Below are 20,456 nucleotides of genomic sequence, written 5' to 3'. Positions count from 1 at the left end.
CTTATCGCTTGAGATTTACGAGGACGTCCAACAAGTCAGAACCGGTCTGGAAGACCTTGGAATTGGCCGTGTAGCTGCGCTGGGATGCGATCATGTCGGTCAGCTCCGTGGCAAGGTCGACGTTGGACCCTTCAAGAGCACCCGCGATCAGATTGCCGAAGCCACCCGAGCCGGCAAACCCTGTGATGATTACGCCTGAATCAATCCCCTGCTGGTAGACATTGCCCGGAAGCGGAGTGAGATTGTCGGGGCTGGGGACATTGGCCAGCGCCACCTGATAGAGCGGCTTCAGGTCGCCGTTTGCATATTTCGCATACACTGTGCCATCCGCCGAGATCTCGACATCGGTCACCGCGCTGGGTGCGTTGCCGTTTGCGTCTGCATCATCGACGGTAAATTCGTAGTTGAGCTGCGTCATTTCAGCCAGGTCTATGGTGAGCGCCGCGCCGCCAGGTACGGCCAGCGAAATACTGGTCGGACTGGCTGCAGCAAGGCCGCCGCTGAGCGCAGGATCGAATACCAGGTTCTGGGTCGCCAGAGCAGCCGCACCATAGGGGAAGGACGTCCCCGGCGTAGCATCTGCACGATTGTAAACAGCAACTTCCCAGTTATCGTCGGCGGTCTTGGTGTAGTAGAAATCGAGCATGACTTCCGCGCCGACATTGTCATACACAACCAGAGAGCTTTTATGCGAATATTCAGCGTTTGCGGCGTTCGCCGACGGCAAGTTGGCTGGCGCAACAACGGCCGCACCATCATCAAGGTTGGCGAAGAAATTGCCGGTTGTTGAAGGTGTCGCAGTCAGTCCAGCCGATTGCACGTTCACCTTAACCAGGCCATCAAATCCATTGACAACAGGCGCCGGAGGGCCGCCGGTGTAATCATAACCCATCAGAGTGAAGCCGGCAGCATTGACGAGGTTACCATCGCCATCCTTGACGAAGGATCCGGCCCTGGTCAGGAAAGACCTGCCGCCAGAGTCATTGACGATGAAGAAGCCATCGCCATCGATAGCCAGGTCGGTGTTGGAGGTGGTGAACTCGAGAGGGCCGGCATCGCTGATTGAATAGCGTACACTCGTATTGACCGCTCCGGAATTGTACGCACCGGCACTTGAGGGCAGAATGAGCGAAGAGAATGCCGTACTTGCCTTCTTGTATCCAGTCGTACTGGAGTTCGCAATGTTATCTGCAACGGTGCTCAGACGGTTGGCTTGTGCGTTCATGCCGGACGCACCGGTTTGCATCATTCCGTAAAGGCTCATCGCATAATCCCTCTTTTGCTACTGCGATTTAGATTAGCGAGCGGGCCTTGCGTGAACCTGATTGTTTGTGATGCTAACAGAGGTGGCCAACCGCGTTTTTGGGCTGGCCAATTCCCATTTACTTCCAATCGATCAGGTATCCGAGGAACCGCTTCGAATCGATCGGGTCAAAACCCAGACGCTTGCGCAGCTTCTTGCGCAGCTTGGAAATGTGGCTTTCAACAACGTTCTCTTCCACATCTTCGTCGAAGATCCCGTAGATTGCGTTGAAGATCTGCTGCTTGGTCACCCGCCGGCCGCGGTTGGCGACCAGGTATTCGAGGATGCGGCGTTCGCGCCTGGGCAGCGCAAAGGTGCGATCCTCGATCTCGGGATCCCGGCCATCGGAAAAGACCCGGATGGGACCGATCTCGATGTGAGTGGTAATCGCCTTGAGCCGACGGCGGATTGCCGCCGCACGCGCCAAAATTTCCCGGGGATGAACCGGCTTGCGCACCACGTCGTCCACTCCGCTGTCGTAGAACGCCAGGGTGGATTCAAGTGATGGTGTATCGCTTACTGCGATCACAGGAGCCTGAGAGCGATCACGGATCGCTCTGGGCAGATCCATCATCTGTTTTCCATGTCCGATCAGGAAAGCCTCTACCGCCGCCAGATCCGAATCTGCAGCCGTGTGCACCCATTCCCCGAATTCGACGGAATCAAAGCTCGCCGAAGGAACTCCTTCCCGCCCGAAAAGAGATGTGTACCCATCTTTTACCAATTGCCGATCATCAACCACTACGATCATTCGTTCGCCTCCGAATCAGTGTGGTGCCTCGTTGCATAAGGAGTACGAATCCGCTGAATCGCGGTAAACTATGAAATGAATCCGGTGACAATTAATAATTGATTAACCATATTTCCCGCTGATTTGCCTAGATATGGTATGCATCACCGCTCTTACACACAATTATGTTGGGAAAAGTTAACAAATGGTTAATTTTTTTCTTGCGTCGTTTAGAAACGCCTAATTCTAAACAAATTGTTACAAATCGGGCAGAAAAATGTCATCTGCTATTTCAGGTTGTGCTATCCGCAGAACGATCTGGCCTGTTCCGTCCATGCTCCGTGACCGGTCGCGATCAGATTTGCGATGACCCGGCAGACATATCTTTTCTGTGCCGGATCGTTGTTCGGACCGGCATGATAGCGCGCCACGGCCATCGTCCAGGTTTCGTGCCGGGCGTGCAGCCGGGCAAGAAAGCGGGCGGCATATTCAACATTGGCGTGCGGATCCAGCATCGCACTCACTGACCTAAATTCAGCGCCATGATAGCGGTGATTGATCTGCATGCATCCGAGATCGATCAGGGTCTTGCCCTCGGCCCGCGCCTTTTCGAATTCGCGCAGTGCTTCGCTGCGGTTCTTCGCATAGACCGTGCGGCCTTCGATATTGAGCGCATAGGGATAGAGCGATCCCTTCCGGCCGGTCTCCGTCAGGCCGACGGAATGAAGGATGCCGGGCGGCACGCCGTGGGCCCGTGCGGCGGCGAGGATCTCGGCCTCGCAGACACCGGTTGCTGCTTCGGCCTGGCGTGGCATCAACCCGTCAGAGATAAACGCCGTCAGTGCGACCAGCGCCAGAACCAGCATACGAACTCTGTTCATGGCCTTGCCCTCCCTGGCTACCGGTTCCCTGCCGGCCAGCATTGTTGCGCCCGCTCTCGTTGCCCGACGACTGCGCATCACTTGAACCCGGTCCCTGCTGGCTCGGTTGAAATCCCTGCTGCGCGGTCTGGCTTGAAGCACGGTCGGGTCCGGCAACGTGTTGGACCGTGATCTGCTCAACGCCAAAGCCCTGACCACGGAGTGCCTTGATGATCGATTCATTGTCTTGCTTGATCTGCCGGTAGGCTTCAGCCGTCTGGACCTTGATCTCGACCGACAGGTCTTCACCGGACAGCTTCAAAACAGCGGTGACACTGCCAAGCGATACCGGATTGAGTTGAAGCTTGAGGGTATGAAGCGTTTGCCCTGCCTGCTGCGGTCCCGTCTGGGCAACCGGTTGCGCCGGCGCCGTGCGCTGGGCGGACAACGCCGTGGTGCCCGCATCCACCAGCGAACGGGTCACCAACTGGGCATTCGCCGACATGGTCTGGGCGGGCATGAACCGCCGTGATTCGATCACTTCGACCTTGCCGCCCTTGAGGCTGACCGGTTCGTCGCTGTTTCGCTCGGAAGCGTCGCCCTGCCTGCCTGCATTGCGGCCCCGGATCCCGGCATCATCGGCGGGCCGAGCCTCGCCCTCCATGCCAAGGGCGCGCATGACTTCCCTGATTGCGGCCTGGTCCTTCTGCCGGTCGGAACCGGACTCCGTCGTCGAAGCCTTAGCCGGTGCCTGCGTGCCCTGCCCTGTCAGCGCCGCTGCGGCTGCGGATGCCAGGGTGGCTGGCGCCGCGGTTGCCGACCCGGCATCGGCGGAGGCGTGCTGACCCGGCTGCACCGTGCTTGCCTGGCCAGGGGCTGCCTTCTGTGCATCAGTGATCGTCGGGGACGCGTTGGCTGCAACTGCCTCAGCCCCAGCCTGAGGCCGCGCCGCCTTGGCTCCAGCAGCATTCGCGCTGGCCACGCTGGAATCGTCCGACCCTGGCTTGCCAGGCTTGATCATGACGGCAGCGTCCGGCTTGCCTGCAGGCGCTTCCTCGGCGGCATCGGCGCCAGCCGCCATTTCTTCGGCATCAGCCGCAACCTGTTCGCCCTGCGCGGTCTTTCCAAGATCGACGTCATCGGAGTAGGCCGCACTGGACATCAATCCGGACAGGAGATTGAGAACCTCGTCGGACTGCCCGGGCCCGGAAGAAATCAGGTCATCAGGTTCCCCGCTGTCAGTGCCTGCATCGGTTTCTTCGCCTGACCCGACCTGGTCGGAGTCCGCGACCACCGTGCGCTTGTCCTGCGGTTCCGCGGCTGCGCTGCGTTTTTCATTAGAAAGGGCGGCCGAAAAGGCATCGCTTCTGCCGTCCCCGGCAGCATCGGCGCCGGTGAAGCCTTCACCGGCCTTTGCAACCGGCCGTGCAGGCACTTGACGCTGCAACACCATATCCAGTGCACTCACGATGCTTTCCTCTTCAATTCACTCAAGCAGCTTGTCTATGCGCTCGAGGGCCTGTTTGCGCTCCGCTACATAACCCTTGAATGCTTCTTCCTCTGCCGCCCGGCTCTCCTCTTCAGCTACACTCGTCCGTCTGAAAATAGAGCTTCCGGGCTTTTTCTCTTCACCGGCTTTCGCCTTGATGTTTTCGGCACCTTGCGGCACTTCCGGTTGCGCTATGATGGAAGGGTATGCTTGCGTGAAGCTGTCGGGGACAGGTCTTTTCACGACTTCGCCTGCAACAATCTTTGCCGCTTCCCGTAATGCGCGGTCGCGCCGCGACAAACGGGCCCCTGAAAGAGAATTTATACTTTGAAGAACAGCATCAACACCATCCGTGGGTATCTTTGCCATGCCTGAATAGAGTTCCGCCATTGCCTGGGGGGTCTTGTCGTTCACTCCCAGCAGGGCTTCGGCCCGGTCGGAAGCAAACACTGCAAGTTCGCGCAGGCCGGTGATCGCCGCCTTGCGGGCGATGCGCAGGTAGATCTCGCGCTTTCTTGGCCTATCCATGAAGGAGAGGATCTCGCTGAGCCCCTCATCTCCGACTTTCTCGTAGTTGAGCAGCACGAGATCGACAACAAGATCGGCATACTGGCCCGCATAGGGCGAGTTGATGAAGCGACGGGCATAGAGTTGGGCGTAATGCAGCGCCTCGTCGACCATGTTCTTCTGCGCCGCGATGAACAGGGACCGCCTCAGGGCAGCCTCCTCCACCAGGGTTCCGGGAGCGGTCAGCCTGGCCCAATCGAACAGTTCCAGGGCCGACGAGTCATTCAGCGCGGCCATCACATTGGCGGCCACCAATGTGATATAGGGGCCGATCTCCGTATCCCGGTAGATCTTGACCACTTCGCTCAGCTCTGTCTGCGTCTTGGCGGCGCGGCCGTTCAGATAGGCCCTGAGTACGGTGGTGACCTCGTTGTCGAAATTGCCGAACTTGTCCTTGATGGCCAGAATATCGAGCGTCGCCGGATTGCCGCCGCTCATGGCGTAGATCAGCGCCGCGTCGACATTGCGCGGATCGTCAAAGACCGACTGGTCCGCTTGCCGAAGACGGCTGTCGATGACGCCGATGAGAAAACGCTGCATCTCCATCGCCGAATGATCGCCCTGCACCACCGCATCCTGCACAAACTGCAGCGACCGGACCAGCTTGTAGGGTTCGAGAGCTTCCATCTGGTCGTCCATCTCGAAGCCGGCGGTTTCGCCCGGTTCGGAATATGGTGCCTTGATGCCTTCGATTTCCTGGGACGAGGCCGCGTCTGCTGCACCATGGTCCGGTTCACCCGGAGCGGTATCCGCATGCTCTCCGGCGGCCATCCCGGAATGCGCTTCCGGTTCGGACCCGGCATGCCCATCGGACGCACCTTCGGACAGGGTGTTGGAGAAGGTTTCGGCACCGTGAAACAGTTCGAAGGGAAGAGGCGCCTGCGGTTCTTCGGCGTGAGCCCCAAACGCAAACATCGCCGCAATGACGGCGAGGCTCACGGGCGCAAATTGACGGGCGCGCCGCACCATCAGCTCCCCTTGGCCTCAACAAGAATCTCTATGCGGCGATTGACCTCGGCATAAGGATTTTCCGGGTCCTTGAGCCGCCGGTCGGCAAAACCGGTAACCTGGGTGATGCGTTCCTCGGGCACGCCGCCGCGGACCAGCATGAACAGCGCGGAATGGGCCCGTGCCGTCGACAAGCGCCAGTTGTCGTCATTGCCGGATGTGTAGGGGCGGGCATCGGTGTGCCCGCGGATCGCGATCGCTCCGGGCCGTTTTGCAAGCAATTGGCCGATTTTCTCCATCGCGATCACCAGATCGCGCCCGGGCACTGCCGACCCGACATTGAACATGCCGAAATCGAGCTGGTCGGTGAGCGAAACCAGCAGGCCGCCCTCGGCGGGCGTAACCGTCAGGCCTTCGGCGAGCTTGCCGACCCCGCCACCGAGCGCCTTGGCGATTTCCTCCTTGAGGACGTCGGCCTCGGCTTCGAACCTGGCCTGCTGCTGCTCGGCCTCGCTCAGCTCGGACTGCGTGCCTGTACCGCCCTCGCCGGCGATCTCCGCGGCCTTGCTTCCTTGCGGCCCATCCTCTGTCTTGCCGCCGAAGTTTCCGGCCTGGGCATAGGGATCGTCCTGCAGGCCGAAATCATCGACAGCATCAGGTGGAGCCATGTTTCTCTGGTAATCGTCGGCCGCGACCATTGCCTGAGTGTCTTCAAGCGTCTTCTTTTCCTGTTCGACCTGCTTGGACCAGAAATCCGGATCGAACGGATCGCGGTAGGCCTCGCCACCGGAAGCACCGGTGGAGGGGCCTGATTGCGCGGCTCCGCCTTCGCCCTTCTCGGATATGTTGGACTGGGTTCCGGTTTCCTGGGCGATTTCGGCCAGGACCGAGAACGGGTTCTCGAAATAGTCGGATTCCGAATAGTCCTGCTTCTCGCCGGCCGAGGCGTTTTCCTGATTGCCGGCATCGGAGCCCTGACCGTCGGTTTTCCCCTCACCGTCGGTCTTGGATTTCGGCGCCTTGGCCTCGCCGTCCTGCGTGTTGCCGACCTTCTTGATACCGCGATCAGTCGGCTTGTCATCCATCAGCTTGATTGGATTGAAATAGCTCGCGACCGAAGCCTTGCTTTCCTCGTTGGCGGCGTTGACCAGCCACATGACCAGGAAGAAGGCCATCATGGCGGTCATGAAGTCGGCATAAGCGATTTTCCAGACACCACCGTGGCTGCCATCCTCCGCGCCGCCACCGCGTCGCTTAACGATGATGATTTCATTCTTGCCTTGATGTGTTGAATCGCCATCCGCCATCAGAGAACCTCGGCAAGGGCTTTGGACCAGTCGGACAAGCGGCTGGCAAACTTGGTGCGATTGACTTCGACCTCGATGTCAAATCCGTCGCTTTCCTCGATTGTCAGCCGGTCAGCGTCGATACCAACCTGCTCACTGAAAGCATGGACGAGAGCTTTCGGTCCTGACACGCGGATCCGGCTGGCATTCTCGAGCGCCAGGATCTTGCGGATCTCATCGGCCAGACCGGCGAGAATGCGCTTGCGGACAGCTTCATCGATCAATGGCTTCAACACGGCCTCGACATCGCCGGCGATCAGGTCAGCGATTTCGCCGCTCCGGGCGGCAATCGCATCCGGGATAGTTTTGGCGGCTTTGGTTTCCAGTTCTGCCCGCAATGCCTCTAGTTCGGCAGAGTGGAGATTTTCGATGGCGAGATGCTCGGCTTCGAATTTCTTCGTCAGCTCGGCCCGGGCGATTGCTTCGCCTTCGGCTCTCGCCTCGGCGCGGATGCTTTCGGTGTCGATATGGGGCAATGCCACAAGCTTTTCGTCGGCTTCCACATGCTGGTCAGCGTGAAATCCGCTCATGTCGGTGAATTCGAAATCAGGAAGGTACCGTGCGAAACTGGCCGTCATGAGCCTCTCCGATTGGTGGCAATTGCTGACGATAGCCGGTTCAATGTCTTTCCCTTCAGATTCAGAAGGCGGGGACTGCGGAATCCGACTGCGCCTTCATGCGCGTGAGAAACCTAGAGAGCTAAACTTGTGTGAGAATGACCTCAGGCTGCCCGACCCGATGCAAAATGCCGGTCATCACACGAATTGAGTGCCGGTCCGCACCAAGGGCAATTTTGGCGCGGACCAGCCAATCCACCATGTCCGTTGACCGGCGGCACGGCAGAATAGGTTCATTCTGCGCCCCCGTTAGGGGGGAACTCCAGGCTTACTGACGGAAGAGCTGAAGGATGTTTTCAGAGTTGGTATTGGCGATCGACAGCGACTGGATGCCCAGCTGCTGCTGCGTCTGCAGGGCCTTCAGTCGAGTCGATTCCTCATTCATGTCCGCATCAACAAGACGGCCGATGCCCTTGGAGATCGAGTCCATCAGGTTGGCGACGAAGTCTTCCTGCATGGAGACACGGCTGTTGATCGCACCAAGGTTTGAGGCCGCATCCGTCATCTGAAGCAAGATCGAGTCAACAACCCGGATCATCGAGGCAACCTCGGAATCCTGGGTACCCGCGGTGAGCTTTATCTCGGCACCCGTCGCTGCGGTGGTGGCACCATTGTCGAGCAGGTAGAAGGCTCCGTCCGTGGAGAGACCATCCGGATCGAGTGCATCGGAGTCGACGTCCTTGGTCAGGAGGCCGAACTGCGCATCGCCGGCACCGGAAGCAATCAAGGTCGTTTTGCTGGTGTCGACGTCCAATGTGGTGATGGAAACGTTGTTGTTGGTATCACGGTTGAAGCCGGCGACGATTTCCTTGGTACCGGCTACGGTAGCCGTGGTGTTGTTGAGCCAGTTTTCACCCGAGAACGATGCCGATTCAGAGATCGAAATCAGCTGGTTCTTGAGCTCTGTCAGTTCCTTGTCGATCTTGGTCTTGTCAACGCCAGGCTCGCGGGCCGCAACCAGCTTTGCCTTGATTTCGGAGACCACGTCGATCGAGGAACTCATGCCGGTATAGGCAATGTCCACTTTCGCGGCGCCGAGGCCAAGGGCGTCTTTCACCGTTGAAAGCGCCTTGTTGTCCGAACGCATGGTTGTTGCGATCGACCAGTAAGCCGCGTTGTCGCCGGCGGTTTCAACGCGATAGCCCGATGATACCCGCGCTTGCGTTGTTTGCATTTCGGAGTTGATGGTACGAAGAGTCTTCAGTGCAGCCATCGCGGCTGCGTTGGTCATGATGCTGGTCATATTTAAATGCCCCCTATAATTGCCCAGGGACATACCGGCCACAATCCCGGTTACGATGAACTTGCATCATGCTACCGGATCGGCCTTTGCCATTAACTTCCGGTTCATCGTCGGTAACTAAGAGGTAAACGTTTATGGTTAACGAGGGGTTAATTCAACCCCTAAATCTAGTAACAGGGCCATATTGAGCATCTCAGCTTCTCCTGTTTTAGCTGTCACAGAAATAGATGAATTCAAGAAGTTACCGCGGCGCACACAAAGCCGGAAGATTTGCGCCGACCCGGCTTGCCCGAAAGCGCGAAAGGCCGCATCGTTTCCGATGCGGCCTTTCGAATTCTGCCATCGGAAGCCGCCTTGAGGCGGCCCCGGTCCTGGATGCTCTTAACGGAAGAGCTGCAGGATGTTTTCCGAGTTGGAGTTGGCGATCGACAGCGACTGGATGCCCAGTTGCTGCTGTGTCTGCAGGGCCTTCAGGCGAGTCGATTCCTCGTTCATGTCCGCATCGACAAGACGTCCGACACCGCTGCTGATCGAGTCCATCAGGTTGGCGACGAAGTCTTCCTGCATGGAGACCCGCTTGTTGACCGCACCGAGGTTGGAGGCCGCATCCGTCATCTGAAGCAAGATCGAGTCAACGACCCGGATCATCGAAGTGACCTGGGAATCCGAGGTTGATGCGGTGAGCTTAATCTCAGTACCTGACGCTGCGGTGGTGGCACCGTTGTCGAGCAGGAAGAACTCGCCGTCCGAGGAGAGACCCTCAGGATCGAGTGCATCGGAGTCGACGTCCTTGGTCAGGAGGCCGAACTGCGCATCGCCGGCAGCAGAAGCAATCAAAGTCGTCTTGCTGGTGTCGATATCAAGCGTGGTGAGGGAAATGTTGTTGCTGGCATCACGGTTGAAGCCACCGACGATTGACTTGGTACCGGCTACAGTGGCGGTGGTGTTGTTGAGCCAGTTTTCACCCGAGAACGATGCCGATTCAGAGATCGAAATCAGCTGGTTCTTGAGCTCTGTCAGTTCCTTGTCGATCTTGGTCTTGTCAACGCCAGGCTCGCGGGCAGCAACCAGCTTTGCCTTGATTTCGGAGACCACATCGATGGCCGAGTTCATACCCGTGTAGGCAACGTCAACCTTGGCGGCGCCGAGGCCAAGGGCGTCCTTGACGGTCGACATTGCCTTGTTGTCCGAACGCATGGTTGTTGCGATCGACCAGTAGGCAGCGTTGTCCGCGGCCGTTTCAACCCGGTAACCGGACGAAACGCGGTTCTGCGTCGTTTCCATGTCGGAGTTGATCGAACGCAGGGTGGCGAGTGCAGCCATTGCTGCGGAGTTGGTCATGATGCTTGTCATGGAATTGTCCCTTTAGACAAATTACTCGGGACATACCGGACTCGGTTACCGGCAACAGTGGCCAGGCATCATGCCCGTCGCTTCCGGTCTCTTCCGATCAACGACCCACTATTTCTTGAGATCGAAAATCGCAGGTTATGGTTACCGAACACTTAACCCAGGATCGCTCTGCCAGTTTTTTTGGAATTTTGCTATTTGCTTGAATCAAAACGCAAAACGCCGGGGATTTCGCCCCGGCGTCCTGGTTTGCTCAACTCTGAGATCAGAGCTGGCGGGTTCCTTAACGGAAGAGCTGCAGGATGTTCTGCGAGCTGGAGTTGGCGATCGAGAGCGCCTGGATGCCCAGCTGCTGCTGCGTCTGCAGGGCCTTCAGGCGAGTCGATTCCTCGTTCATGTCCGCATCGACAAGACGACCGACGCCCTTGGAGATCGAGCCCATCAGGTTGGCGACGAAGTCTTCCTGCATGGAGACCCGCTTGTTGACCGCGCCGAGGTTGGAGGCCGCATCCGTCATCTGAAGCAAGATCGAGTCAACAACCCGGATCATCGAGGTGACCTGGGAATCCGAGGTTGATGCGGTGAGCTTAATCTCGGTACCTGACGCTGCGGTGGTGGCACCGTTGTCGAGCAGGAAGAACTCTCCGTCCGAGGAGAGACCAGCGGGATCGAGTGCATCGGAGTCGACGTCCTTGGTCAGGAGGCCGAACTGTGCATCGCCGGCAGCAGAAGCAATCAGAGTCGTCTTGCTGGTGTCGACATCAAGCGTGGTGATGGAAACGTTGTTGCTGGCATCACGGTTGAAGCCGCCGACGATTGACTTGGTACCGGCTACAGTGGCGGTGGTGTTGTTGAGCCAGTTTTCACCCGAGAACGATGCCGATTCAGAGATCGAAATCAGCTGGTTCTTGAGCTCTGTCAGTTCCTTGTCGATCTTGGTCTTGTCAACGCCAGGCTCGCGGGCAGCAACCAGCTTTGCCTTGATTTCGGAGACCACATCGATGGCCGAGTTCATACCCGTGTAGGCAACGTCAACCTTGGCGGCGCCGAGGCCGAGTGCGTCCTGAACGGTGGAGAGAGCCTTGTTGTCCGAACGCATGGTTGTGGCGATCGACCAGTAGGCAGCATTGTCCGCGGCCGATTCAACACGATAGCCGGACGAGACGCGGTTCTGCGTCGTTTCCATGTCGTTGTTGATCGAACGAAGAGTGGCGAGTGCAGACATAGCTGCGGAGTTGGTCATGATGCTAGTCATGGGATTGTCCCTTTAAAAAAACGCAAAACTGATGAGGGACATACCGGGCTTATTGATTTACCGGTCATGCGGTTCGGCATCATGCCTGTCGGAACCCTCTGACTTCGCAAAGGTGTTCCTCCCCGTCATGTTGGCACCATAATCACAGCGAGGACTTTCGAATTGATTAATCGAAAGCCGAAATAGCGCGTAATTTCAATATGGTTAACGCTGACTTAAATGGATGTCGCGGTCAATTGGGCGGACAGAACACCGCATGGCGGCGTCATCCGGCGCGCTGGACAAAGGGATCGGAAGTGCCTTGCCGACGATCAGACGAAGGACCGCACCAGGCTTCCCACCATCAGGTTCCAGCCGTCGATCAGGACAAAAAACAAGATCTTGAAAGGCAGCGATATGGCCGTCGGCGGCAGCATCATCATGCCCATCGACATGGTGATGGTCGCCACCACCAGATCGATCACCAGAAACGGCAGAACCACAAGGAAGCCGATTTCAAATCCGCGCCGGATTTCAGAAATCATGAAGGCTGGAACCAGCACGCGCATGTCGATCTTGCCGTCCGTTTCTGTCGACTGGCCGCGCTCGTCGGCGATGTCGATGAACAAGGTCAGATCCTTGGGGCGCGTGTTGACCAGCATGAACTCGCGAAACGGATCGGCGATCAGGCCGATTGCTTCCTGCTCCGTGACCTGGTTTTCAAGAAGCGGACTGACGCCGGTTTCCCAAGCCCGGTCGAATGTCGGGGCCATGACATAGAAGGTCATGAAGAGGGAAAGGCTGACCAGGATCATGTTGGCGGGTGTTGTGGCCAGCCCCATGCCTGAACGCAGGATGGCGAAGGCAATGATGAACCGCGGAAAGCTGGTCACCATGATCAGGATGCCCGGCGCAACGGACAGGACGGTCAACAGCCCGAAGGTGCGGATGATCCAGCTCGCAACCGAACCGTCGACCGGCGCCTGCAGCAAATTCGGGTCCAGGATCTGGGCCTGCGCCGCCGTTGCAAATGCCATCATGGCTGCAAAGGCTGATAAAAATCGAATCATTCGATCACAAATGTCCTCAAAAGGAGATCGTTGACGCGGCCTTCCGACCGCAGTTTCACGCGTTCACGCAGGTCCTCGCGCAAATACTGAAAGCCACGCGGTCCTTCTATCTGCTGAAGCGACACGGTCCGCAGATAGGCAAGAATGTCCTGATGGATCTGGTCGGCAATGGCATCGTCGGGTTCATTGGTAAACACAAGCGAGACTTCGACTCGGATCCAGTTGTCAGAAGGGTATGACAGGTTTGTGGTGATCGGCTCAAGCGCAACGACGTTTTCCCGGGGTTTGTCCTCGGCTTTGTCCTCTTTTTTCTCGTCTTTCCCGTGAGCCTGCTCAGCGGCTGCCGTTTCGGGCTGGTCCACCTGCGGCGCAATCAGACCGCCCACCATCCAGCCGCCACCGGCAGCGATCAGGCTGAGGACCAGCACGATCGCTATGGTGATGACAAGTCCGGACTTCTTCTTGCCACCGTCTTCTTCTGCGCTGTCAAAGTCAGCCATGGATCATGCCATCAAATCGGAGAAAGAATGTCGACAAGCTGCTGCCCGTAGGGTGGCTGCTGGACTTCGGTCAAACGGCCACGGCCACCGTAGGAGACGCGGGCTTCGGCGATCTTGTCGTAGGCCACGGTGTTGTTGTGATCCACGTCCAGCGGTCGCACGATACCGGCGACATTGAGAATGCGAAGTTCCTGGTTGACCCGCACTTCCTGGCTGCCGCTGATCACCAGATTGCCGTTCTGCAGGATCCCGGTGACAACAGCGGCCACGCGCAGCTGCAATTTTTCCGACCGGGCCGTCGTGCCGGTTCCCTTGGTCGATGTGTTCGAACCATAGTTGAGGTCACCCGAACTAATCGTGCTGATCGCCGGGAGGTTGAGCCCCATGTTCATCCCGCTGGAGTTCTTCCGGCTCCGGTCGGTGGCGTTGTCGAAGCTGGCCTTGTCGTTGATGGCGAGATCGACCGTGAGAATGTCGCCGATACTGACCGCGCGGGCGTCCTGGAACAGTTTCGACCGCCGGTCATCCCACAAGGAGAAATTGCTCGAGCGCACGGGCGGCTGCTTTGGATAAGCCGCCATTTGGGGGGTTTCGCCATAGGCAAGGCCCGAGCCCACCGGACTCATCGAAGGCGCCTGGCCAATCTCCTTGATCGTCTGCGAATTGCATCCGGCCAGGGTGAGCGCAAGAACGGTGGCAGCTATGGCCCTAATCATGACGGATCCTCGGTTTGCTCGGGTGCTGCGGCCGCGGCGAGAATGCTCGCCAACGCCGCGGCCTTCTTGGTATCCATCTCGTTGAGAATCTGGCTTGCCAGCCGCGGGCTGAGTTTCATGACGATTGCCGCCGCGATCCCAGGCTTGACGATTTCCAGCTGCTTGGCAGCGGAGTCCGGCGCCATGTTCTTGTAGATTTCAACCAGTTGCGTGTCGGCGACCCGCATGAAGTCTTCACGTTTCTTCAGCCAGTCGCGGTATTTCAGGGTTCGCTCCTCGAGCAGGCGGATTCTCTCGTCGACGCCGGCCTGAAGATCCTCGAGTTCCTTCTTCTGAAGAAGATAGCGCTGGTCGCGCGCGGCGTCGGCAATGTTGCCGCAAAACGCACGGATCTCATCTTCGAGGCTCGGCGCCGGCGCCTGCTGCGCAAATGCACCAGGCGCGATCATGCCCAGCATGATGACCGCCGCGGCGCCTGCGCCGCGGGCCCATCTGCGCGAGGCAGGCTGTCGGGCCGCAATCATTGCAGCACCAGTTCCGCATGCAGCGCGCCGGCGGACTTGATGCCCTGCAGGATGGCAATGATGCCGTCAGGCTTGACGCCGATCGAATTGAGGCCGGCCACCAGCGTTCTGAGGTCCGGGCCGTCGATGATGGCGACCTGGCCACCGTCGACGCCTGCGGTGATGTCGGTGAGCGGTTCGACTGCCGTCACCCCATCGGAGAACGGCAACGGCTGCACAACCGTCGGCGTCTCATTGATCTGTACGGTCAGCGTTCCGTGACTGACCGCGACCCTGGAGATGCGGACGTCATTGCCGATGACAATGGTGCCGGTCCGCTCGTTGACCACGACGCGGGCGGGCGAATCCGTTTCGACGACCAGGCCCTCGAGCTCCGCAGTCAGCCGTGCAAGGTCAGCCCGCGGTGGCTTGCGAACCGCCACCGTGGTTGAATCACGAGCTTCGGCGATGGCGGTGCCATAGCGTGCTTCGGAAAACGCGTTGATGACGTCGGCCATTCCCACAGCAGTGGTGAAATCGGGATTACGAAGCTGGTAGACCAGCCCGTCAACCTGCTTGAATGTTGCCGGGATCTCGCGTTCGATGATGGCGCCACCGGGCAACCGTCCCGCAGTGGCGGTGCCCTGCTGCAAGGTGGCCGCATCGCCCTGCGCATTGATCGCCGAGACGATCACCGAGCCCTGCGCGACGGCGTAGATCTGTCCGTCCGGCCCGGACAACGAGGTCATGACCAGTGTACCGCCACGCAGCGAGGTCGCATCGCCGAGAGAGGAAACGGTAACATCGATCCGCGAACCAAGGCTGGCAAAGGGGGGCAGATTGGCCGTGACGATCACGGCCGCAACATTGTTGACGCGCGAGGCGCCGCCTTCGGTGGAGATGCCGAGGTTTTGCAACATGGCGCGCAGCGACTGCTCGGTAAACGGCGAGTTGCGGAGACCATCGCCGGTGCCCTGCAATCCGACGACAAGGCCATAGCCGATGAGCTGGTTGTCGCGGCCAGCCTGAAGCGAGGCGATATCCTTGATGCGAGATGAGGCGCCGGCGGGCCGGATGAAGCTCAGCCCCGCTCCGGAGGCAAACTGCTCCATGGACGCGGTCCCGGTTCCCGTACCCGTCGCCGGGCCCGGCCCGGAACCGGCCAGGACAAGCATGGCGATCCAGATGCCGACTATCTTGGTGACCGTGCGGATCATTTCGCCGCCACCCGAATGCTGCCGTTGTCCATCACCGTACCGGAGATGATAACGCCGGTTTCCACGTTACGGACACGGATGAAATCGCCAATCGCCGCATTTTCAAGCGGTGTGCCCATTGCCGTGATGGTCAAGCCCTTGCCGCTGAATATCAGCTGAACCGTCTTGCCACGCTCGACGGCCCAGGAATCGCGCAACGCCGCGACCGGAATGGTGCGGCCCGGCAGCAATGTGCGGGTTGTCACCTTGCCTAGCACTTCGCTGGTGATCTCGGCATAGCCGCCGCGCAGGTTCGGATTGGTGACCTCGACCTCGCGGACCGCTTCCGACAGGATTTCCTCGCCGGGATAGATGGTCCGTTCCGGGACCACCGCAGTGCCGCGACCGGCCTGCGCCAGGGGCATGGCGCAGAGCAGGCCAAGCAGCACAGCGGCCGCGCGAATGAGGCCTTGCAAAGGCGATACTGGGCGAAACGTCATGTCTGCCTTGTCCTTTGTACCCTAGAGGTTCTGGGAAACGACGGACGCCATTTCATCCGCCGCCTTGATGATCTTCGAATTCATTTCATAGGCGCGCTGCGCAGAGATCAGATCGGTGATTTCCTTGACCGGATCGACGTTGGAGGCTTCCAGGTAACCCTGCTGGATATGGGCGAATCCCGGATCGGCAGGAGCGCCGACGATCGCCGGGCCGGATGCCACGGTCTGACGGAAGAGATTGTCGCCCAACGGTTCGAGACCCGCCTCGTTGACAAAATTGGCCAGCGTCAGCTGACCCAGGTCCTGCAATTCGACATCGTCGCCGACCCGGACCAGAACCTGGCCGGTACGGGAAATCTGCACTTCGCTGGTTTCATCGGGGAAGGTGATCCCCGGAACGACCACATAGCCGTCGATGGTAACCAACTGGCCATCGGCATTGGTGTTGAAGGCACCTGCCCTCGAATACTGGGTTTCGCCATCCGGCGTTTCGATCTGGAACCAGCCTCGGCCGACGAGCGCGAGGTCAAGCTTGTTGCCTGTTCCGACGAGGCTGCCCTGGATGTGCAGGTTTCGAACGGCAGACGTCTGCACGCCAAGTCCGATATGCGCTCCTTCGGGCACGATCGCCTGGTTGGAAGCGTTGGGGACGCCGGAGTTGCGCTCGACCTGATAGAGCAGGTCGGAAAATTCCGCGCGGGCGCGCTTGAAGCCGGTGGTGTTGATGTTCGCCACGTTGTTGGCGATCACCTCAAGATTGATCTGCTGGGCGTTCATACCGGTAGCTGCGATGGCCAAAGCCTTCATGGCGAGTTCCTCAGATTTGCATACGAGCGATTTCGAGATAAGCAGTGACCATCTTGTCGCGGATGGCGACAGCGGTCTGCAGCGACTGTTCGGCCGCCATGATGGCGTCGACAACTTCACGGGTCGGCACCTGGCCGCGGATCGCAGCGAATGACTGACCTTCGGCGACCTTCAGATTGGACACCACGCCTTCGCCGAGGCTTTTCAAGGTCTCGGCGAACGAAGATGGTGACGGCGCAACCGCGGCAGCCGTCAGGTTCGGCATTCCCGCGGCGCTTGCCATGTCGGTCTCGCGCGGACCGGCAAAGCCGGACAGGGCAGACATTCCAGAAATCTTGTCAATCATTGGCTGGCCCTCAGCAGATCAATCGTCATGGAAACCAGTTCCCGGGTTTGCTTCACTGTCTGAAGATTGGCTTCGTATGACCGATTGGCTTCCCGCATGTCGGCCAGTTCGATCAGGACATTGACGTTGGGCAGCTTAACCATGCCCTTGCTGTCGGCTGCCGGATTTCCAGGATCATACTCGATGGTGAAGTCGGCCGGATCGACATCGATCTTCGCCACCTCGGCGCGCGAGGCGCCAATGGTGCGGTCGAGTTCCCAGGAGAAACTGATTGTCTTGCGGCGATAGGCATCGGCTCCCGGCGTGTTGCCGGTCGATTGCGCGTTGGCGAGGTTCTCGGAAACCACGCGCATGCGGGTTTCCTGAACGCTCAATCCGGAAGACGCTATGCGCGAGGCGAGGGAAAGAGGATCAATTGGCATGGTCAGCGCCTCACTGTCAGAAGCATCATCCGGTGAAAGGCCTTCACCATCCCGGTGTTGAGTTCGTACATCCGCTTGATTTCTCCGGTCTTGCTCATTTCCTCCGGCAGACTGACCGAGTTTCCGGATGGCTGAACGTCTACGTCGCCAAAGCTGCCGCTGCGAACCGCGCCGCGCATCGGATCCTCATGGATATGGCCGGGATGGGTCGCAGCCATGCGAACCGGAGCCTGGGTCTGGTCGAGCACGGCTTCGAAAGCCGCTACGTCCCGGGTTGCGTAGCCGGGTGTGTTGGCGTTCGCGATGTTTCCGGCAACCACGCTTTGGCGCACTGTAAGCCAGTGAGATTGGTTGGATGCCAGTTCGAAAAGCTGAATCGGCTGCATGGCGTTTCCCTGTCCTTAACAAGCTCAGAGAGTAGGCCGTTAATCTTGCGTGTGCCTTACGGGTAATCTTGCGTGTGCTTTACGGGAAAGGCGCCTGCTTCTTGCGTCATAATCCAAGCGTGGCGCGGCGTGATAGCCTGAAGTCTTGCGGTCGGAGAATAGGGGCATGGCGGCTGGTGGATCTGCTTGGGCCTTGCCGGCGGACACCGACGCCGTTCTCGATAACAGCATCGGCGCAGATGGGACAGTCCGCTCACCGCCGGTTCAAGAGATGGCTCAGCGAGCGGGTTGCCGCCCGGCCGGCGCTCAGGCGCTTCGGGTCATCTCAACGCTGGATGACTTCGCCATTGGAGGTGATGATCACCCACTGTCCATCGCGCTTTTCCAGAGTGGCAAGACGGGAGTTATCCGGTAGAACCGAACCGATGCGGACGATGTACATGCCGGACTTGTCCTCTATGAGCGCCCGTCCATTGGCGACATGCAGAAGTTTGTAGCGCGGTTTGCCGGGGAAGCTCTTGTCGGGGTCGATGGCGGTCAGCGCCGGCGCGCCCGTGGACTCGCTTCCCTCGCCGGATACGGTGGCGGTAATGATCGGATCGAAGGCCGATGGCTGGCCCGATCCATCCTTTTCGTCGGGAATGGCAAGCGGCGATACATTGACGAAGGAGCGCCCGCCGGTTTCCGGAAGATCCCGGGTCTCGGTGTAGCCCATCGGCGCAATGCCGAAGTCCTCCTGATTGAAGAAGACGTACCAGGGGAAAAAAGCCGCCGCAGTGGCCAGCATGAACCCGGCGACAGCCAGCACGCGGTCGCCGTTCCGTTTCCGCTTCGTGGCGCGCACCGGCGTTTCATCTGCACTGTCATTGGTCTCGATCGCGGCTTCGGCAACGTCGGTCACTGTTTCGTCCTTTCCTTGGCGGGCGATGAGACGGGCAAGCCGGCCGCAGCCTTCATTGCATCCGCGAGTTCGGCAAAAGCATCGGCGCTTGGCGGTTGTTCCGGTGTCTGGCGCAATATCTCGTAGATCACCGGCGTCTGCTTGATCGCCATTTCCAGTTCGGCATCTGATCCGGCCCGATAGCCGCCGATCAGCCGCAAATCGCGGGTTTCCTCGAAACGATGGATCAGGGCTTTGAGACGCATCACCAGCTTTTCCTCGTCCCCGCGCCAGGCCTTGCGGGCCAGCCGGGAGATCGATGTCAGCGGATTGACCGGCGGATAGCGGCCTTCGTCGGCAAGGGCGCGGTCGAGCACCAGGTGCCCGTCAAGAATGCCGCGGGCCGAGTCCGCCACGGGATCGTTGTGATTGTCGCCGTCGACCAGGATAGAGACGATCGCGGTGATTGCGCCGGCACCTTCCGGCCCGGGTCCGGCGCGTTCCAGCAGTCCGGGCAAGGCGGTGAAGACGGAGGCGGGGTAGCCACGGGCCACCGGCGGTTCGCCCGCCGCCATGCCGATCTCGCGCAGCGCATGGGCAAATCGCGTCAGGCTGTCGACGATCAGAAGAACGTTCTCGCCGGTGTCGCGGAAATACTCGGCGATGGCCATTGCTGTCAGCGGCGCGAGCTTGCGCTGCATCGGGCTTTCATCGCTGGTAGCGACCACGGCGACGGTCTTGGCCATGTTCGGGCCAAGCGTGTCCTCAATGAATTCGCGGACTTCACGGCCGCGCTCGCCCACCAGCGCCACGACGGCCCGGTCAAAATCGGCAGCCTTGGCGAACATCGACAGAAGCGTGGACTTGCCGACGCCCGAGCCGGCGAACACCCCGAGCCGCTGCCCCTGGCACATCGGGGTGAAGACATCGACGACGCGAATTCCGGTCCTGAGCGGCTTGTCGACCCTCTGGCGCAACATGGATGCCGGCGCCGAACCGGTTACCGAACGCGCAACCGGACCCTGCCTGAGCGGTCCGGCGCCATCCACCGGTTCTCCGAGCGCATTGATCGTCCGGCCGCACCAGCTCTTGTCGGGCGACAGCCGAAACGGGCCGCTGCGCCAGACCCGCTCGCCGATATTGGCCTGGGATGCTCCGTCCACCGGGCAGGCGATCAACTCATCGGGACCAAGACTGACAACTTCAGCGAGCTTGGTCGTCTCGCCGTGGCGGAACGTGAGAAAATCCCCGATCCGCGCGTGCCGCGACAACCCGGCGACAACGCAGTGGCCGGGCGCCACCGCGGTGACCGTTCCTGAAATATCGCAGGCGCCTTCCGGCTTGGAAAAGGTGCGCACGCTCTCGGCGAGCAGGGCCAGACCCGACCGCCCACTCATCGCGCACTGGCTCCCGACCCGGGAAAGCAATCAAACGGCAAACCCG

22 protein-coding genes are annotated in these 20,456 nt (G+C 59.6%); all 22 read right to left on the bottom strand.

Translation table 11 applies throughout. The features are described from left to right. Window position 1: 1 nt before the first annotated feature. Window positions 2-1,264: a flagellar hook protein FlgE gene (locus tag O4H62_RS16695; RefSeq protein WP_269389567.1), complete on the bottom strand. Its 1,263-nt coding sequence runs from the start codon at window positions 1,262-1,264 to the stop codon at window positions 2-4. A gap of 118 nt (window positions 1,265-1,382) precedes the next feature. Beyond that, window positions 1,383-2,054, bottom strand: a complete 672-nt coding sequence (locus O4H62_RS16690; RefSeq protein ID WP_269389565.1) for a response regulator transcription factor — start codon at window positions 2,052-2,054, stop codon at window positions 1,383-1,385. A gap of 281 nt (window positions 2,055-2,335) precedes the next feature. Continuing rightward, window positions 2,336-2,914 (bottom strand): transglycosylase SLT domain-containing protein, encoded by a 579-nt coding sequence (locus O4H62_RS16685; protein ID WP_430538454.1) that lies wholly within the window; start codon window positions 2,912-2,914, stop codon window positions 2,336-2,338. Beyond that, window positions 2,856-4,361 carry a flagellar hook-length control protein FliK gene (locus O4H62_RS16680; RefSeq protein ID WP_269389563.1) on the bottom strand — a complete coding sequence of 502 codons (1,506 nt, stop codon included), beginning with the start codon at window positions 4,359-4,361 and terminating at the stop codon, window positions 2,856-2,858. The genes O4H62_RS16685 and O4H62_RS16680 overlap by 59 nt, the downstream gene beginning before the upstream one ends. 18 nt (window positions 4,362-4,379) lie before the next feature. Beyond that, window positions 4,380-5,918, bottom strand: coding sequence for a chemotaxis protein (locus O4H62_RS16675; protein ID WP_269389560.1), 1,539 nt, complete (start codon window positions 5,916-5,918; stop codon window positions 4,380-4,382). Continuing rightward, window positions 5,918-7,204, bottom strand: a complete 1,287-nt coding sequence (locus O4H62_RS16670) for a MotB family protein (RefSeq protein ID WP_269389559.1) — start codon at window positions 7,202-7,204, stop codon at window positions 5,918-5,920. The genes O4H62_RS16675 and O4H62_RS16670 overlap by 1 nt, the downstream gene beginning before the upstream one ends. After that, window positions 7,204-7,821: a hypothetical protein gene (locus O4H62_RS16665; protein WP_269389557.1), complete on the bottom strand. Its 618-nt coding sequence runs from the start codon at window positions 7,819-7,821 to the stop codon at window positions 7,204-7,206. Before O4H62_RS16665 ends, O4H62_RS16670 begins: the two co-directional genes overlap by 1 nt. A 307-nt stretch (window positions 7,822-8,128) precedes the next feature. Beyond that, entirely contained in the window at window positions 8,129-9,103 is a 975-nt protein-coding gene (locus O4H62_RS16660; RefSeq protein ID WP_269390274.1) for a flagellin, read from the bottom strand. Window positions 9,104-9,484: 381 nt separating this feature from the next. Next, window positions 9,485-10,456: a flagellin gene (locus tag O4H62_RS16655; RefSeq protein WP_269389556.1), complete on the bottom strand. Its 972-nt coding sequence runs from the start codon at window positions 10,454-10,456 to the stop codon at window positions 9,485-9,487. Between the two features lie 280 nt (window positions 10,457-10,736). Next, window positions 10,737-11,708: a flagellin gene (locus O4H62_RS16650; RefSeq protein ID WP_269389555.1), complete on the bottom strand. Its 972-nt coding sequence runs from the start codon at window positions 11,706-11,708 to the stop codon at window positions 10,737-10,739. 311 nt (window positions 11,709-12,019) lie between these two features. Further along, window positions 12,020-12,757 (bottom strand): flagellar type III secretion system pore protein FliP, encoded by a 738-nt coding sequence (fliP, locus tag O4H62_RS16645; RefSeq protein WP_269389553.1) that lies wholly within the window; start codon window positions 12,755-12,757, stop codon window positions 12,020-12,022. Further along, on the bottom strand, window positions 12,754-13,257 hold the full coding sequence (locus tag O4H62_RS16640) for a flagellar basal body-associated FliL family protein (protein ID WP_269389551.1): 504 nt from the start codon (window positions 13,255-13,257) through the stop codon (window positions 12,754-12,756). The genes fliP and O4H62_RS16640 overlap by 4 nt, the downstream gene beginning before the upstream one ends. Window positions 13,258-13,268: 11 nt before the next feature. Further along, a complete protein-coding gene (flgH, locus tag O4H62_RS16635) occupies window positions 13,269-13,973 on the bottom strand; it encodes a flagellar basal body L-ring protein FlgH (RefSeq protein WP_269389549.1) in 705 nt (234 codons plus the stop codon). Further along, window positions 13,970-14,497 carry a MotE family protein gene (locus O4H62_RS16630; RefSeq protein ID WP_269389547.1) on the bottom strand — a complete coding sequence of 176 codons (528 nt, stop codon included), beginning with the start codon at window positions 14,495-14,497 and terminating at the stop codon, window positions 13,970-13,972. The genes flgH and O4H62_RS16630 overlap by 4 nt, the downstream gene beginning before the upstream one ends. Then, window positions 14,494-15,588 (bottom strand): flagellar basal body P-ring protein FlgI, encoded by a 1,095-nt coding sequence (locus tag O4H62_RS16625; protein WP_269390273.1) that lies wholly within the window; start codon window positions 15,586-15,588, stop codon window positions 14,494-14,496. The genes O4H62_RS16630 and O4H62_RS16625 overlap by 4 nt, the downstream gene beginning before the upstream one ends. A 101-nt stretch (window positions 15,589-15,689) precedes the next feature. Then, window positions 15,690-16,172 carry a flagellar basal body P-ring formation chaperone FlgA gene (flgA, locus tag O4H62_RS16620; protein WP_430538452.1) on the bottom strand — a complete coding sequence of 161 codons (483 nt, stop codon included), beginning with the start codon at window positions 16,170-16,172 and terminating at the stop codon, window positions 15,690-15,692. Window positions 16,173-16,193: 21 nt separating this feature from the next. Continuing rightward, entirely contained in the window at window positions 16,194-16,979 is a 786-nt protein-coding gene (gene flgG / locus O4H62_RS16615) for a flagellar basal-body rod protein FlgG (RefSeq protein ID WP_269389545.1), read from the bottom strand. Window positions 16,980-16,989: 10 nt separating this feature from the next. After that, window positions 16,990-17,325, bottom strand: coding sequence for a flagellar hook-basal body complex protein FliE (locus tag O4H62_RS16610; protein ID WP_269389544.1), 336 nt, complete (start codon window positions 17,323-17,325; stop codon window positions 16,990-16,992). Next, entirely contained in the window at window positions 17,322-17,741 is a 420-nt protein-coding gene (flgC, locus tag O4H62_RS16605; RefSeq protein WP_269390270.1) for a flagellar basal body rod protein FlgC, read from the bottom strand. Before flgC ends, O4H62_RS16610 begins: the two co-directional genes overlap by 4 nt. A gap of 8 nt (window positions 17,742-17,749) precedes the next feature. After that, window positions 17,750-18,133 carry a flagellar basal body rod protein FlgB gene (flgB, locus tag O4H62_RS16600; RefSeq protein ID WP_269389542.1) on the bottom strand — a complete coding sequence of 128 codons (384 nt, stop codon included), beginning with the start codon at window positions 18,131-18,133 and terminating at the stop codon, window positions 17,750-17,752. A gap of 325 nt (window positions 18,134-18,458) precedes the next feature. Continuing rightward, complete coding sequence (locus O4H62_RS16595; RefSeq protein ID WP_269389540.1) at window positions 18,459-19,034, bottom strand: flagellar protein; 576 nt, start codon at window positions 19,032-19,034, stop codon at window positions 18,459-18,461. Next, the gene (gene fliI, locus O4H62_RS16590; protein WP_269389538.1) at window positions 19,031-20,410 is read right to left on the bottom strand and encodes a flagellar protein export ATPase FliI; all 1,380 of its coding nucleotides are present in this window, start codon (window positions 20,408-20,410) and stop codon (window positions 19,031-19,033) included. Before fliI ends, O4H62_RS16595 begins: the two co-directional genes overlap by 4 nt. Between the last annotated feature and the right edge of the window lie 46 nt (window positions 20,411-20,456).

The organism is Parahoeflea alexandrii (assembly GCF_027214025.1).
Classification (GTDB): domain Bacteria; phylum Pseudomonadota; class Alphaproteobacteria; order Rhizobiales; family Rhizobiaceae; genus Hoeflea; species Hoeflea alexandrii_A.
Note: the sequence above shows the minus strand (reverse complement) of the source record. Positions and strands in the feature narration are given on the sequence as shown.